The 15,617-nt window shown below is 46.6% G+C and carries 11 protein-coding genes; 5 read left to right on the forward strand and 6 right to left on the reverse strand.

Annotated features, from left to right (window positions below):
- Positions 1 to 15 precede the first annotated feature (15 nt).
- The 5 genes from TY03_RS20535 to TY03_RS20555 form a co-directional block, all read right to left on the reverse strand.
- On the reverse strand, positions 16 to 1,125 hold the full coding sequence (locus TY03_RS20535) for a sialidase family protein (protein ID WP_042373450.1): 1,110 nt from the start codon (positions 1,123 to 1,125) through the stop codon (positions 16 to 18).
- 111 nt (positions 1,126 to 1,236) lie between these two features.
- The gene (locus tag TY03_RS20540) at positions 1,237 to 2,694 is read right to left on the reverse strand and encodes a RagB/SusD family nutrient uptake outer membrane protein (protein WP_042373452.1); all 1,458 of its coding nucleotides are present in this window, start codon (positions 2,692 to 2,694) and stop codon (positions 1,237 to 1,239) included.
- Positions 2,695 to 2,705: 11 nt separating this feature from the next.
- Entirely contained in the window at positions 2,706 to 6,029 is a 3,324-nt protein-coding gene (locus TY03_RS20545) for a SusC/RagA family TonB-linked outer membrane protein (protein WP_042373454.1), read from the reverse strand.
- A gap of 89 nt (positions 6,030 to 6,118) precedes the next feature.
- Complete coding sequence (locus TY03_RS20550; RefSeq protein WP_042373456.1) at positions 6,119 to 7,027, reverse strand: dihydrodipicolinate synthase family protein; 909 nt, start codon at positions 7,025 to 7,027, stop codon at positions 6,119 to 6,121.
- A gap of 32 nt (positions 7,028 to 7,059) precedes the next feature.
- Positions 7,060 to 7,782 carry a FadR/GntR family transcriptional regulator gene (locus TY03_RS20555; protein WP_042373459.1) on the reverse strand — a complete coding sequence of 241 codons (723 nt, stop codon included), beginning with the start codon at positions 7,780 to 7,782 and terminating at the stop codon, positions 7,060 to 7,062.
- Between the two features lie 565 nt (positions 7,783 to 8,347).
- Here TY03_RS20555 and TY03_RS20560 point away from each other — a divergent pair.
- From TY03_RS20560 to dnaG, 5 genes are all read left to right on the forward strand, one after another.
- The gene (locus tag TY03_RS20560; protein ID WP_042373460.1) at positions 8,348 to 9,196 is read left to right on the forward strand and encodes a prephenate dehydratase; all 849 of its coding nucleotides are present in this window, start codon (positions 8,348 to 8,350) and stop codon (positions 9,194 to 9,196) included.
- On the forward strand, positions 9,171 to 10,355 hold the full coding sequence (locus tag TY03_RS20565; protein ID WP_042373462.1) for a pyridoxal phosphate-dependent aminotransferase: 1,185 nt from the start codon (positions 9,171 to 9,173) through the stop codon (positions 10,353 to 10,355). Before TY03_RS20560 ends, TY03_RS20565 begins: the two co-directional genes overlap by 26 nt.
- Positions 10,356 to 10,384: 29 nt before the next feature.
- The gene (locus TY03_RS20570; protein ID WP_042373464.1) at positions 10,385 to 11,449 is read left to right on the forward strand and encodes a bifunctional 3-deoxy-7-phosphoheptulonate synthase/chorismate mutase type II; all 1,065 of its coding nucleotides are present in this window, start codon (positions 10,385 to 10,387) and stop codon (positions 11,447 to 11,449) included.
- 10 nt (positions 11,450 to 11,459) lie between these two features.
- Positions 11,460 to 12,233, forward strand: a complete 774-nt coding sequence (locus TY03_RS20575) for a prephenate dehydrogenase/arogenate dehydrogenase family protein (RefSeq protein WP_042373466.1) — start codon at positions 11,460 to 11,462, stop codon at positions 12,231 to 12,233.
- 64 nt (positions 12,234 to 12,297) lie between these two features.
- The gene (gene dnaG / locus TY03_RS20580) at positions 12,298 to 14,295 is read left to right on the forward strand and encodes a DNA primase (RefSeq protein WP_042373467.1); all 1,998 of its coding nucleotides are present in this window, start codon (positions 12,298 to 12,300) and stop codon (positions 14,293 to 14,295) included.
- A gap of 80 nt (positions 14,296 to 14,375) precedes the next feature.
- Here the strand turns inward: dnaG and TY03_RS20585 are convergent, their stop codons facing one another.
- Positions 14,376 to 15,497 (reverse strand): glycoside hydrolase family 88 protein, encoded by a 1,122-nt coding sequence (locus TY03_RS20585; protein WP_148335743.1) that lies wholly within the window; start codon positions 15,495 to 15,497, stop codon positions 14,376 to 14,378.
- Positions 15,498 to 15,617 lie beyond the last annotated feature (120 nt).

A 15,617-nucleotide genomic window follows, 5' to 3' on the forward strand; every position in this document is an offset into this window, starting at 1 on the left:
TTGATTGTATGCGTTTTATTTCAACATAGCATCTGTTTCATCGAGTTTGAAGCGTACTTCGACGATGGAGTGCTGTTCCTTTCCGGGTTTCATCTTGATATAGGTGATGGCCACAATTGTGCCGTCGGGCAGTATCTCGAGCCCGGGATAGCCGCAATCGGAGCCGGCGTAGCTGTGTAGCAACTTGATCTTATACTGTCCGGAAGTCTCTTCGCGCAGGTCTTTGTAATGGCCTACCCAAGCAACGAAGTGTCCTTTGGTGGAACTATTGGGAGCCATATCGCGGAACACGGCAATCAAGCGTCCGTCGGGGGTGTATTTCATGACGTGGCGGTCGCCGGTCAGTCCCCAAGGGGTTTCCTTGAGTGGTGTCCAAGAAGCGCCTTCGTCGTCCGAGAACATCATGAGCGAGTTGCCTACTCTGTCGTTTTCGCGGGCTACGCATACGAGGCGTTTGCCGTCGGGGGTACGGAACAGACACGGTTCGCAGGGTGAACGACCCTCCATCTCTCCTACTTTGACCGATTCGCTCCAAGTCAGTCCGCCATCTTGCGACACAGACTTCCACAGCGTAAGCGGCGGACGGTCCTGATCGTTGTTTCCGCGGTGATACAGCCCCATATAGTCGCCGTTCTTCAGTTGGATAATACTGGAAAAGGCCATGACACAGGGTTTGTTGAGACTGCGCACGGGGCTCCATGTTTTTCCGTAGTCTTCGCTGTAACTCTGCCCCATGAGCGGATCGGCGCAGAATACGAAAAGTCGCTGTTTGCCTTGTTTGTCGGTTAGTTTGTAGATGCTGGGGCAGTTGTTCATCGTATCCCAATCGGCAGGAGTCCGGCGGTTTTGCCAACTTAACCCTCCGTCTTTGCTCTCGGCAATGAAAGAGGCTTTGCCGCCGTGACCAAACGACCAAGTGCAAAGGATGGTGCGGTTATCATCGAGCAGCACCGTTGTGGGGTGTCCGTTATACAAATCTGCTTTGCCCTGCGAGATCACGATCTGCCGTTCTTTCTGTGCCGACAGATCGACCCAAGGCAGATTGGGTTGTTGCGCTTGCACCGCAGCGGGTAGTGCAAAGCAGAAAAGAAGGGTGTGTAAGAGGGAGTTTTTCTTGTTTCTCATGTGTTCGAATCATTTAATTAGCCATATATGTATATATAAAGAAGAGAGTTGTATCGTACGGTCGAACTGTCCGGTTGCAACACAACTCTCGTTCTGTTTTTCTATTGTATTCTATCGTACATCGCTTTTATAACCTTCTGTTTGAGTTAGTTTATCATTCAAAATCATATCGTTGTAATTGATAGGGAAGTAGAGCGGATACCCCTTTTTCCCTTGCAGGTTAGGCACTTCGGTGTAGATGTCAATAGCACCACCCGAATGAAAACGAACCAAGTCAAACCATCGCTTTTGTTCGACGAACAACTCGCGCAAACGTTCGTCGCAGAGTTCTTTTTCCACACTCAGTTTGTCCGATGGTCCACCATAGCGTCCCAACCCTGCCCGGTTGCGAACAGTATTCAGATCAGTAAGCGCTTCGGGAATTTGATTCAAAGCGGCATAAGCCTCGGCACGGAGCAGTAATAGATCGCCCCAACGATAGGCGATGAGGTCATCATCGAAATAGCGATCATCGGCATACACCTTGCCACGGAATTTATTCGTCTGGGTAAGAATCAGTTTGCCGTCTTTGTCTACCAGATCAATCATAGCGACTTTATACCGTTTGTCGCCCGGATTCTTAAGGTAGAGCCCCCTTGCTTTATTGCTGGGCGCATAGACGTGGCGGCTCTGATTGGGAGAAGTAGCAGCCTCATCGAGGTTAACAGCCATCGACAGGTTGTCGGTTCTCGATGTGGTGTAGGTACCCATCCAAAGGTTTCCGGTTTCATAGCGTTCGAAGTAAAACGAGAAGATGATCTCATTGTTCTTCTTATTGGCATTATCGAATATTTTCGCATAGTCGGGCAATAAGGAAACACCACTGGATTCGACAGCATTAATCGATTTAATCGCTTCTTGAAAATCGGTAGCACCCCCTTTGAGCACTTTGGCTTTCCACATTAAAGCGTCGGCTTTCAAAGCATGGGCGGCCGGCATGGATGCATAGTTCTTATTGATATATCCGCTTTCGGGGAAGAGTGAAAGTGACTGTTCGATGTCGGAGAGGATAAAAGCCATCACATCGCTCTTTGAAGAGCGGGCTTTCAGTACCACATCGTCCGATAGTACGGGATCTGTCACCAAGGGAACATCGCCCCATACACGCAACAGCAGAAAATAGGTATAGGCTCTCAGGAAATAGGCTTCGGCCTTGATGCGATTTTTCTCGGCGGGGTTGGTAAAGGTTAAATCTTCAATCTTCAGAAACAATAGGTTGACATGATGAATCACATTGTAGGCATCCCGGTAAGAGGGCGCATTGCTCTCGAGCAAATCCTGTGCCCAAGCAACAGTAGTAGGGCCAATCTCTCCGGCTTTAAAAGCATCTCCCCGATCTTCGCCATAGTAAGAGGTATTGTTTAAATTACGGACTCTGTTATAGATTCCGGTGAGGTATGCTTTGGCATCTCCGGGATTTTTCCAAAACGAGGAAGAGGTGATGGTAGAAACCGGATCTACATCCAGTAGGCTGCAACTGCAAATAAATGTGCAAGCGACCATCCATATATATATTTTTAGTTTTCTCATTGTAGTAACTATTAAAAGGTTATTCTTGCTCCAAAATTGAATTGAATAGGCAGAAAGTATTCGCCGTCTTCACGTCCGTCGTACTGTTCGGGGTTTAATCCGTCAAAAGCAGTGATATATCCGATATTGGTGACGCCTGCATTGAAAGAAACACCTTTAATCTTCAGTTTGGAGCAGATGAAGCGGGGCAATTCATACCCCAACGATACTTCGCGGAAGCATAAATAATCGCCTTTGGAGTAATAGGCGGTATTATCCGCGTTTCCATTAGAGTTCATGCCGGCATAAGCAATGGTGCGCATATGGTTACGGTATCCGTTGTCCCAGTCGGAAGCAACGTCGTAGCGAGGATATTTAGCCGTCGCCGCATCGCCCGGATTCCACCAAATATTTCCATTGGTTACATCGGTGGTGGTAATGATGGCATTGCGAGCGTTACCGTTTGAACGTGCCCGCCAAACATTGGCAATGGTATGCCCCAAAGCATAGTCTATGACAAAGCGGAAGGAGAAGTTTTTATAGGTGAGGTTGTTGATTAACGCACCTTTCTTATCGGGGTTTGCCCAACCGATGAACGTAATATCTTTATCGTCAATCACATTATTTTTATCCAGATCGGCCCAAATAGCGTCTCCTGCCACTTTTTTCTTTCCCAACTTAGAACCGGAAACTTTTGTATCGGTGGGGGCATTGGCAGCCGCCTCGTCGGTATCATACACGCCCAGGTATTTGTATCCCCAACGACCGCCAATACGCTCGCCTTCGGCCAATCCGCCTGCTTCGATATACGTTCCCGATTGGCTGTCCCAGATTAAGCCGCCTTGTACACGGTTCTTATCACGTCCGTTGTCGGGGAGTTTCTTCATATAGGTCCGGTTCATGCTGAAGGTGGCAGTTATGTCCCACCCCACCTTCGAGCTTGGTGATAGCGGACGGGCAGTCGCGGTGATTTCAATACCTTTATTCTGCACCGTACCCAAATTGGCCTTGATAGAGCCAAAACCGGTTTCGGCAGGGAGTGATTTGTCATACAACCGATCCGAAGTCAATTTATTATATCCGGTAAACCCTAATTCGATGCGGTTATCCAAAAAGCCGATATCAAAACCATAGTCGATATTGGAAGTCGTTTCCCACACCAGACTATTGTTGGCCAACACGCTATTCAGTACCCCCGGATTGCCTCCATATTGATAGGTTTGGCTGCTATTGCCCGGTACAAAGAATCCATACTCTCCCTGCGTGTTCGAATAGGAAAGCTTGTTGTTTCCTGTTTGTCCCCAGCTTGTGCGCAACTTCAGGCGACTTACCACATCTACCGGAAACCAATCTTCATAATGCATATTCCAACCACCAGATACTGCCGGAAACAGAGCAAACTTATTGTCTTCTGCAAATTGAGAAGCACCGTCATAACGAGCAGAAACGGTTAATAAATAGCGTCGTTTATAATCGTAATTAACGCGAGCAAAAAAGCCCAGTAAGATTTCTTTCCCGAGTCTGGAGGTAGTACGCTGCTCACTCGGTTTGGTAGGGTCAAGTGTCGGTATATAATCCGTAGGAGCCAATGACCCGGAACCTTGAAGGTTATAATCGTCGCTTTGCGTATAGTTCATACCTGCCATGGCGTTGAAGGTATGATCTTTTTTAAATATTTTATCGTAGGTAAAGACTGCATCTCCCATCACTTGCAGACTTTGGTCATGCTTCTCGATGGTTTTACGCGACTTATTAAACTCATTGTATCGCTCGAAGAAACGATAAATATTCTCCTGCATATAATAGGAAGCCGACGGCTTAAAATGCAGTCCCTTCGCTATTTCCCAATCGAGTGCCACTTGAAGGGTATTGCGATAGGCTTTATCAGTGATGTCTTGGTAGTAAAGCTCGTGCAGGCGATTGCGTGGCGAACCGCCGGACTCACCGATACCGGGTGTACCGTCATCATAATACAAACGGAAGGTGGTCGGGTAGCGAGAGGAGCGGTCCATGGTACTGGTTCCCGACCCGGCCGGATCGGTCGCCTTATTGGAGATGGTAGAGTGTTTAATGCCGACTGTCAGCTTCAGGTTATCCTTCAGCTGGTAGTTACCGTTGGCAGTAATGCTCAAGCGGTCGTAACCCGTACCAAGCACCATACCTTCCGAATTAATATAACCCAAGCTAACGTAGTAGTTTGCTTTATCAGTACCTCCGGAAACATTGATATCGTAGTTGTGTGTCAGTCCGGCTTGAAACAACACATCCTTTTGATAGTTATTGTCTTTAAAGATCAGCTGTTTGCCCGAATAGGGGTCTTTCATGGTTTCATACCCTTGGCGGTTAATCAGGTTGTCAACATAATCCTGCCCCATCTTACCGATCAGATTATCCAAATACTCTGTGGTAAAGCGGGCGTATCCATATCCGACCAACGATCCGTTTTTATAGTTCATATTTCCTGTCGAATAAGGGTAAGCGCCTCCTTCCAGACGTCCGGTTACATTGGCGTCATTGATTCCGCGCGAACCCGCCAAGCGGGAAGCGTAGAGATAATCACGTGCACTGGTGAATGGATAATCTTTTCGGATTTGCTCAACTCCCAATCGATAAGAGGCCGAGACAGTCGCTTTACCATCCTTTGAGCTGCCTTGTTTGGTTGTGATAAGGATGATACCATTGGCCGACTTAGCACCATAGATAGCGGCCGATGCAGCATCTTTGAGCACTTCCATCGACTCGATATCTTCCTGATTAATTCCATTCATGTTTTCGCGCAGGACACCATCGATAACAAACAACGGAGTATCTTTGGCGGGATCTGTCGAACCTCCGCGAATCAAGACCACCGGTTGAGCACCGGGCTGACCAGTCGTTTGTCGAATATCCAGACCGGCAACCTTTCCCTGCAAATTATTCAACGGAGAGGCCGACACGGACGACAGTAACTCTGTTTTCTTGACCGACACAACGCCCGACGTTACAGTAGCCTTGGATTGAGTGCCATAACCAATGGCCACCACTTCATCCAATACCGTGGATTCATCTTGCAACGTAACAGAATAGAACGTGTTGCCCGTTACTTTCACATCAACGGTCTTCATTCCGACAAACGAAACCTGTAAGATCGATTTTCGAGGAACCTTTAATGCAAATTTGCCATCAATATCTGTTGTAGTACCAATTCTCGTATTTTTTACAAGAACCGTTGCTCCGATAACGTTTTCTCCCATACCATCTTTTACGATACCACTAATCTCAAAGTCAGCTTGTTCCTGTGCATATATTGGGCAAATGATCCCAACAAATGTAAATAAAACAAGAATGAGGTATCTTAATCCATTAATTTTTCTCATCTTTGTATGCTTTTTATTAAATAATTTAAGGCTAGGAGATGGGAAAATATACCGCCAAGTTTATGAATCCCTTCTCCTATTTTTATTAATTAGTTGAAGAAGTTTATTTTCTCCAAATCTTCTTTCAGCGATATATATTCTTCATCGCTAAACGGCGTAATTGGCAAACGACACTGACCGCATTCGATACCAATTAAATTCATAATAGCTTTACCTCCGCGTACACCTCCTCCGTATTTAATGATTACTTTTACCACTTCAATTGACTGTTGCTGCAACTGACGGGCTGTTTCCATATCTCTTTTCTTCATAGCTTCAATAATGCCCAGATATACCTTAGGCAAGTAATTATAGGTGCTACCCACACCGCCTACCGCACCAAAAGCTAACCCTGCAATCAAGATTTCATCGTATCCGTGAAGCACCTCAAAGGCTCCATTATTCAAAGCCAGACATTCGCCCATCTCCATCAGGTTGTTGTGCGTAAACTTTGTGCCGACCAGATTCGGTATCACCTTTTTGCCTTCTACCAAAAACTCCGGCACAGACAAGGAGACACCCGTCATAGAAGGCATATTGTAATAATAGAAAGGCAACTCGGCAGCCGATGCTGCAATCGGAGCAAAGAAAGCAATCAAATCGCGAACCGTAGCCGGCTTGAAAAAGCAAGGAGCCATCGCAGCAATGGCATCGGCACCTACCTGTTGGGCATGAGCAGCCAATTCCATCGCCTCACGCATGGAGTTACTCCCTACATGAGCAATAACCTTGAAGCGCCCCTGAGCCGACTTTACCCATTCGACCAATATCTCTTTCCGCTCTTGCGTAGTTAATGAGTGAGACTCTCCAGTGGTGCCACACACAAATACTCCCGACATTCCCGAGCGCGCCATGAGGTCGGCATAATGCTCAATGGCAGGAAGATATACGTTTCCCAATGCATCCATAGGGGTAAAAGATGCAGCTACTAGCCCCTCTATACGTTGATAGTTCTTCATTTAATTGTATTTTTTAGTATGATTAAAAAGAATTATTTATGTTTTTCTCTATTGGTCATAAAGGTTTTGTACACGGCAAAATGTAATTCTAAGGCACGTCGATATCCATCCTCATCTCCTTTTTTGATATAGTCTAATAAATCGGCATGTGTAATCAATTCGCCTTTTTGTTTTATCTGAATATTAATGGGTTCGAGCAGTTCTTTAAACTTCTTCTTAACGAACTCCATGACCGGATGAATAATTTCCTGAAACTCCATAATTGTTTTATTACCGGTAATTTCATAAAGTTTGGCGTGGAAAGTAAATTCACTGATGGGGGCATATTCATTATTTTCAAAAACAATTCCTATCCTAACAATCTCTTCAAGATCAGCTATATCCTTCGAAGTTATATTTTGAAATAAATCACTGCATATTCCTATCTCTAAGGCAATTCTGAACCCTAAAATATCAAATAAGGAGCTCTCGCTCAAAATACGGGGATCGACTACCCGCTTCATCCCTCCAAGCAGGGAAGGCTCAGTCAAAATCATCCCTTTCCGGGTTCGGGTTTCGATCATGCCCATCATTTTCAGGCGGCTCAACGCTTCACGAAGTACACTACGCGCTACGCCTAAAGCTGCAGCTAATTCTAATTCATTGGGTATAGAGTCACCAACGCGCAAATCTTGTTCTCGAAAATAGGTAAGTAAGTTGTCTTCAACCTGATCGACAAGAGTCATGGTATGGCTATGTACTCTCAACTGTTCCATAGTATTTTATTATAAAATGTATAGTATAACAAAGATATAAATAGTAACCATAAAGAAATGATTAGTCCTATTTGTCTGACAAATAAATGTATTTTAAAGATAGAATGCAATAAAAAAAGAGAGAAAAATTAAGTAGATTACTCTTTTTTAACCAAAACTGATTAAATACGAATAATCGACATAAGTACCTATAAATTAAGGAGGAGAATATTTCTATCGCTAGACACTGCTTAGAGCCTCCCTGATCAAAGATATTAAGAGACTATTTACTGAAAAAAACAAATAAAAGCAGAAAAACATGACTTTATGCTTGGTTTTAAAAGAAAAGTATTACTTTTGCCTCGAATTAGAAAGCAAACCACTAACGTTATGAACGTATTTACTTATACATATTACTTCTTTTTTTACTTTTACTTTAGCCAGAAAGTAGAGCGGGAGTTTGTATGTGTCAAGTGACAGTGATGCTTAAGGACTTGAAAGGAAGAAAATCAGTAATAGATATGAATCCCGCTCCATACGAATATGGACGCGGGATTTTTTTATATAGCATACATAGAACGAAAGAATGAAAAAGATAGCAATTCAAGGAACAAGAGGCTCGTATCACGATATAGCTGCACACCGTTATTTCGAAGGAGAAGAAATCGAATTAATCTGTTGTACTACGTTCGAGGATGTATTTGCAGCCATCCGAAAAGACAGTCAGGTCATTGGTATGCTCGCTATCGAAAACACCATTGCCGGAAGCCTGCTTCACAACAATGAGCTGCTTCGACTGAGCGGTACACAGATCATCGGCGAATACAAACTACGCATCTCGCATTGTTTCGTGTGTTTGCCCGATGAGGAGTGGGACGACATCACCGAGGTGAACTCGCACCCCATCGCCCTGATGCAATGCCGCGACTTCTTGCAACAACACCCACGCATCAAGGTAGTCGAAGCGGAAGATACCGCTTTGAGTGCCGAGATCATCAAGCGTGACGACTTGAAGGGACGTGCCGCCATCTGCTCGCGAGTAGCTGCCGAGCACTACGGAATGAAGATATTGCAGGAGGGCATCGAGACGAACAAGCATAACTTCACCCGCTTTCTGGTGGTATCCGATCCTTGGCAGGTCGATGAAACAGGCAGACAAACAACTGCCGAGAAGAACAAAGCCAGCATCGTATTCACTCTGCCACACACCGAAGGCAGCCTTTCGCAAGTACTCTCCATCCTTTCATTCTACAACATCAACCTGACAAAGATACAATCGCTGCCCATCATCGGGCGGGAATGGGAATACCAATTCTACGTCGATGTAGCTTTCGGCGATTACGTCAGATACACACAAGCCATTACGGCCATCACCCCATTAACCAAGGAACTCAAAACATTAGGCGAATATGCAGAAGGAAAATCAAACGTTTAACATTGCTCCGGCCAACCGACTGACCGAGGTAAGCGAATACTACTTCTCGAGAAAGCTCAAAGAGGTAGCCCAGATGAATGCCGAGGGCAAAGATGTCATCAGTTTGGGCATCGGCAGTCCCGATATGCCTCCCGCACCCGAGGTGATTGATACCCTGTGCGTACAGGCACAACAACCCGGAGGACACGGCTATCAGCCTACCAACGGCATAGCCGAACTGCGTCAGGCGTTCGCCCGCTGGTACCACCAATCTTACGGAGTAGAGTTGGACCCGGCCACCGAGATTCAACCCCTGATCGGATCGAAAGAAGGAATTCTGCATACCACACTCGCTTTTGTGAACCCGGGCGAACAGGTATTGGTACCCAATCCGGGCTACCCCACCTACACCTCGCTGAGCAAACTGCTGGGCGCAGAGGTGGTGACCTACGACCTGAAAGAAGAGAACGGCTGGATGCCCGACTTCGATGCGCTAGAGCAGATGGATCTAAGTCGCGTTAAGCTACTATGGACCAACTATCCGAATATGCCCACCGGAGCCAATGCAACGATGGAGACGTACATTCGTCTGGTAGACTTTGCCCGACGCAAAGGCATCGTGGTGGTGAACGATAATCCGTACAGCTTCATCCTGAACGACCGTCCGCTGAGCATCCTCAGTGTGCCCGGTGCCAAGGAGTGCTGCATTGAGTTCAACTCGATGAGCAAAAGCCACAACATGCCCGGATGGCGCATCGGCATGCTTGCCTCGAATGCACAGTTCGTACAGTGGATACTGAAGGTAAAAAGCAACATCGACAGCGGTATGTTTCGGGCTGCACAACTGGCTGCTGCCAAAGCACTCGAAGCCGACGAAAGCTGGTACCAGGCCAACAACCGCAACTATGCCAACCGCAGGCATCTGGCCGGAGAAATTATGCATGCACTGGGATGCACGTATGATGAAAATCAGGTCGGTATGTTTCTTTGGGGCAAAATACCCGACTCGTGTGTAGAGGTAGAAGACCTCACCGAACGCGTATTGCACGAGGCACGCGTATTCATTACACCGGGATTCATCTTCGGCAGCAACGGCGCACGCTTCATTCGCCTTTCGCTCTGCTGCAAAGAGGAGAAACTACAAGAAGCACTCGACAGAATTAAACAAGCAATCAAGTAATAACAAGAGAATAAAGATATAAAAGAAATATGGAACTCGAATCAATTTTACTCCCCGGCGTTGAAGCCAAACGCCCCATTGTCATAGCCGGCCCCTGTAGTGCCGAGACAGAAGAACAAGTGATGAACACTGCCAAACAACTGGCAGCCAAAGGACAGAAGATATACCGTGCAGGTATCTGGAAGCCACGTACCAAACCGGGAGGCTTCGAAGGCGTAGGCGTTGACGGCCTGGCTTGGTTGAAGGAGGTAAAAAAGGAAACCGGCATGTACGTAGCAACGGAAGTTGCCACAGCCAAGCACGTGTACGAATGTTTGAAAGCAGGAATCGATCTGCTTTGGGTAGGTGCGCGCACCACCGCCAACCCGTTTGCCGTACAGGAGATAGCCGATGCACTGAAAGGTGTCGACATTCCGGTATTGGTAAAGAATCCGGTAAACCCCGACCTAGAACTTTGGATCGGCGCACTGGAACGCATTCACAATGCAGGACTGAAACGTCTGGGAGCCATTCACCGTGGTTTCAGTTCGTACGATAAAAAGCTGTACCGTAACCTTCCGCAATGGCATATCCCCATCGAACTGCGCCGCCGTTTGCCCGAGCTGCCTATCTTCTGCGACCCGAGCCACATCGGTGGACAGCGGGAGTTGATAGCACCGCTTTGCCAGCAAGCCATGGATTTGAACTTCGACGGACTGATCGTTGAGAGCCACTGTACCCCCGACTGTGCGTGGAGTGATGCCTCGCAACAGGTAACACCCGATGCACTGGATTACATCCTCAACCTGCTGGTGATTCGTACCGAAACGCAAACCACCGAAAGCCTGAGCCAACTGCGCAAACAGATCGACGAATGCGACGACAACCTGATTCAGGAACTGGCTAAGCGCATGCGTATCGCCAGAGAGATCGGTACCTACAAGAAAGAACACGGCATGACGGTGTTACAATCGGTACGATACAACGAGATTTTAGAGAAACGCGGCACGCAAGGCGAGCAATGCGACATGGATGCAGCGTTTATAAAGCATGTATTCGAAGCCATACACGAAGAGTCGGTGCGTCAACAGATGGAAATTATCAACAAACAATAACCGGATCGTCATGCGCATATTAATACTCGGAGCCGGGAAAATGGGCTCCTTCTTTACCGATATCTTAAGCTTCCAGCACGAAACGGCCGTGTTTGATACCAATCCGCATCAACTGCGGTTTGTATACAATACGTACCGTTTCACCACACTCGAAGAGATCAAGGAGTTCGAACCGGAGTTGGTGATCAATGCTGTAACCGTTAAATATACCATCGATGCTTTCCGTCTGGTATTGCCCGTATTGCCCAAAGAGTGTATCATCAGTGATATTGCTTCGGTTAAGAATGGCTTAAAGAAGTTTTACGAAGAGAGTGGCTTTCGCTATGTATCCTCTCACCCCATGTTCGGGCCAACCTTTGCGACGCTCAACAACCTGGGTCACGAGAACGCCATCCTCATCAGCGAAAGCGACCACATGGGTAAGATTTTCTTTAAAGACCTGTACCACACACTGAATCTGAACATCTTCGAATACACCTTCGAGGAGCACGACGATACAGTGGCTTATTCGCTCTCGATTCCTTTTGTGTCGACATTGGTTTTTGCCGGTGTCATGAAGCATCAAGAAGCACCGGGCACTACCTTCAAAAAGCACATGGCCATCGCCAAGGGGTTATTGAGCGAAGACGACTATCTGCTACAGGAGATTCTCTTCAATCCGCGCACACCGGCACAGGTCGAAAAGATTCGTACAGAACTCAAAAACCTACAACAGATTATCTCGGAGAAAGATGCCGAAGCCATGAAACGCTTCCTGACCAAAGTGCGCGAGAACATTAAATAATGCACTTGGTTATCCCGGAAATATCATGTACCTTTGTGTTCGCTAAAAGAAAAGCTAAGAATCAATGATAGATCAAGGAACCATAGACCGCATACTCGATGCCGCACAGATTGTGGACGTAGTATCCGAATTCGTCACTCTGCGTAAACGGGGAGTGAACTTCACCGGTCTCTGCCCGTTCCACAACGAGAAAACACCCTCGTTCAGCGTCTCTCCTGCCAAAGGGTTGTGCAAATGTTTCAGTTGCGGAAAGGGCGGAAACGCCGTGCACTTCATCATGGAACACGAACAGATGTCGTACTACGAAGCCCTGAAGTATCTGGCTAAGAAGTACCACATCGAAATCAAAGAGCGCGAACTGAGCAACGAGGAGAAACAGGCGCAAAGCACCCGCGAAAGTATGTTCATCGTGAACAACTACGCCCGCGATTACTTTCAAAACATCCTGCGTAACCACGTCGACGGACAAGCCATTGGATTGGCTTATTTCCGTCAACGTGGTTTTCGCGATGATATTATCGATAAGTTTCAACTCGGATTCAGTACGGACAGCCACGACGCGTTGGCACAAGAGGCACAACGCAAGGGTTTCAAAAAAGAGTTCTTGATCAAAACCGGACTCTGTTACGAGACCGACGACCACAGACTGCGAGATCGCTTCTGGGGGCGTGTCATGTTTCCCGTACACACCCTTTCGGGCAAGGTGGTTGCCTTTGGCGGTCGCGTGCTAAGTACCGAAAACAAAAAACTGGCCAAATACGTCAATTCTCCCGAATCGGAGATCTACCACAAGAGTGCTGAGCTCTACGGTATCTACTTTGCCAAGCAAGCCATCGTAAAACAGGATCGCTGCTTCTTGGTAGAGGGGTATACCGACGTAATCTCGATGCACCAATCGGGTGTTGAGAATGTCGTTTCTTCGTCGGGCACCTCACTTACGGGTGGACAGATACGACTGATCCATCGCTTTACCAACAACATCACCGTGCTTTATGATGGTGATATGGCAGGTATCAAAGCGTCGATCCGTGGTATCGATATGCTGCTCGAAGAGGGTATGAACATCAAGGTGTGTCTGCTGCCCGATGGCGACGACCCCGACTCGTTTGCCCGCAAGCATAATGCAACCGAATTTCAGCAATTCATTCAAGAGCATGAAACCGACTTTATCCGCTTCAAGACCAATTTATTGATGGACGAAGCAGGCAAAGACCCCATCAAGCGAGCGGAGCTGATCAGTGATATCGTGCGAAGCATATCGGTTATTCCCGAAGCGATTATCCGCTCGGTTTACATCAAAGAGTGTAGTCAGGCACTACATGTCGAGGAGAGGTTGCTTGTAGCCGAAGTAGCTAAGTTGAAAGAGATTCAGGCCGAGAAAGACAATAAACCTTCGGCAGCCACCAATGCTGCTGCTTCGATGGCCTCACCGACCGACGAACAATCACCCTTCCCCCCCGATGAAGTGTATGAATCATTCATCCCGCAAGAGGGCAAGGAGGGACAAGAGTTTTATAAATACGAACGACTGATTATCCAAACGCTGATTCGTTATGGCGAGAAAGTGCTTTGCAATGTGCCCAATGAAGAGGGAGAGGAGATTCCCATCACCGTTATTGAATACATCATCAACGACCTGAAAGAGGATGATCTGGCCTTTCACAACCCACAACACCGCTTCATTCTGAACGAAGCAGGAGGGCATATTCATGATGCAGGGTTTGTGGCGGAGCGTTATTTCCTGGCACACCCGGATCAAGCCATCAGCAAACTGACATCAGATCTGGCAAGTGACCGTTACCAGCTAAGCAAGTATCATTCAAAAACGCAGAAACTCGTAACCGACGAAGAGCGTCTGCTCGACTTGGTTCCTACACTGATGATTAACTTCAAGAATGCCATCGTAGCCGAGGAGCTGAAGCACATCATGTATGCGCTCCAAAACCCCGAAACGGCCAAAGACGATGCTAAATGTGCCGTACTGATGAAGCGTTATCTGGAGATGAAGCAAATTCAGAGCTTGATGGCGAAGCGGTTGGGAGATCGTGTTGTATTGCGCTAAAGCATCACTCAACACAACCTCCCTCTTTTAGCAAGCAAAACCAAGATACGATATTCACGATAACATCTGCTCGTATCTTGTTACTTTTCCAAATCTAGCTTTCTTTTCAATGCCTCTAAATAATAATAATCTGCGTAATTGAGTGGCACATCAATCTCACTATTGTGCGGAATACTACCCACGCTATGTTCTAATAGAAAATTCCCATTTGTACCTAATGCCGCACAGTAAGCCGAAGAACTCAACGAATTCATGATTCTATCGGCATATCCTTTATAAGAAGAAGCATCCGGGATATCATATGTGCTAATTTCATAAAGCGCAGCAGCCATACAAGAAGCAGTTGATACGTCGCGAGGTTCGTTGGGAATTTTAGGAGCATCCATATCCCAATAAGGAATCAGATCGGAGGGCATAGCTGGATGATTTTTCATAAACGTAAACGTTTTAAGTGCTTGATTAAGGTATCTAAGATCCTTGGTTTCGCGATAGCAAACCGTAAACCCATACACAGCCCAAGCTTGTCCTCGAGACCAAACTGATTCGTGAGCATATCCTTGTGCCGTGTGTCGATTACGTACGGAACCATCTTTCAGGTTATAATCAATCACATGGTAACAGCTCCCATTAGGGCGAAAATGTTCGGTCAGCGTACGATCAGCATGAGCAACGGCTATTTGATAGAACGTTGAATCACCCGATAAACGGGTAGCTTCAAAAAGTAGTTCCAAGTTCATCATATTATCGATGATAACCGGGCACTCCCAACCACGCTGACTCATCCATCCGCGGTCCACGTTCCAACTCTGAATGACATTTGCTTGCTTACGAAAACGAGTTGACAGAGATTTAGCCGCTTGAATGATAACCGCGGGATAAGTGGTATCTTTAGTCAATCTCCACCCGTTACCAAAACTGCAATTGATAATAAAACCAATATCATGATGCCAAGTCAAGTTTTCGGCTTCACGGATGGCTTCGGTATATTTACGAGCTGGAGGCAAAAGTGTAGAATCTCCCGAAAGTTCATACAAATACCATACACTTCCGGGGAAAAAGCCACTGCGCCAATCAGTGTAACTGCAATTATAGACTGATCCATCCGATTTCAAGGTAACCGGATTCAAACATTTACCACTTGCCTCAATGACATCGATGGCAAGCCCCAATTGTTTTCGGGCATGCTTAATTGGCCGATCCATCACAGTTTCTGGCTGTGCCGACAAGGGAGCAAAGATAAAGCAGGAAAGAAAAAAAATATAAAATCTTACTATCATAATGAATGTGTTAAGTATAAAATAGAAAGGCTGTGTTAAGACACA

Source organism: Bacteroides neonati (genome assembly GCF_000499785.1).
Lineage (GTDB): Bacteria > Bacteroidota > Bacteroidia > Bacteroidales > Bacteroidaceae > Bacteroides > Bacteroides neonati.

Excerpts from the sequence above, each read along its gene's own strand:
- TY03_RS20535 (WP_042373450.1), bottom strand. The coding sequence starts at position 1,125 with ATGAGAAACAAGAAAAACTCCCTCTTACACACCCTTCTTTTCTGCTTT.
- TY03_RS20540 (WP_042373452.1), bottom strand. The coding sequence starts at position 2,694 with ATGAGAAAACTAAAAATATATATATGGATGGTCGCTTGCACATTTATT.
- TY03_RS20545 (WP_042373454.1), bottom strand. The coding sequence starts at position 6,029 with ATGAGAAAAATTAATGGATTAAGATACCTCATTCTTGTTTTATTTACA.
- TY03_RS20550 (WP_042373456.1), bottom strand. The coding sequence starts at position 7,027 with ATGAAGAACTATCAACGTATAGAGGGGCTAGTAGCTGCATCTTTTACC.
- TY03_RS20555 (WP_042373459.1), bottom strand. The coding sequence starts at position 7,782 with ATGGAACAGTTGAGAGTACATAGCCATACCATGACTCTTGTCGATCAG.
- TY03_RS20560 (WP_042373460.1), top strand. The coding sequence starts at position 8,348 with ATGAAAAAGATAGCAATTCAAGGAACAAGAGGCTCGTATCACGATATA.
- TY03_RS20565 (WP_042373462.1), top strand. The coding sequence starts at position 9,171 with ATGCAGAAGGAAAATCAAACGTTTAACATTGCTCCGGCCAACCGACTG.
- TY03_RS20570 (WP_042373464.1), top strand. The coding sequence starts at position 10,385 with ATGGAACTCGAATCAATTTTACTCCCCGGCGTTGAAGCCAAACGCCCC.
- TY03_RS20575 (WP_042373466.1), top strand. The coding sequence starts at position 11,460 with ATGCGCATATTAATACTCGGAGCCGGGAAAATGGGCTCCTTCTTTACC.
- dnaG (WP_042373467.1), top strand. The coding sequence starts at position 12,298 with ATGATAGATCAAGGAACCATAGACCGCATACTCGATGCCGCACAGATT.
- TY03_RS20585 (WP_148335743.1), bottom strand. The coding sequence starts at position 15,497 with ATGGATCGGCCAATTAAGCATGCCCGAAAACAATTGGGGCTTGCCATC.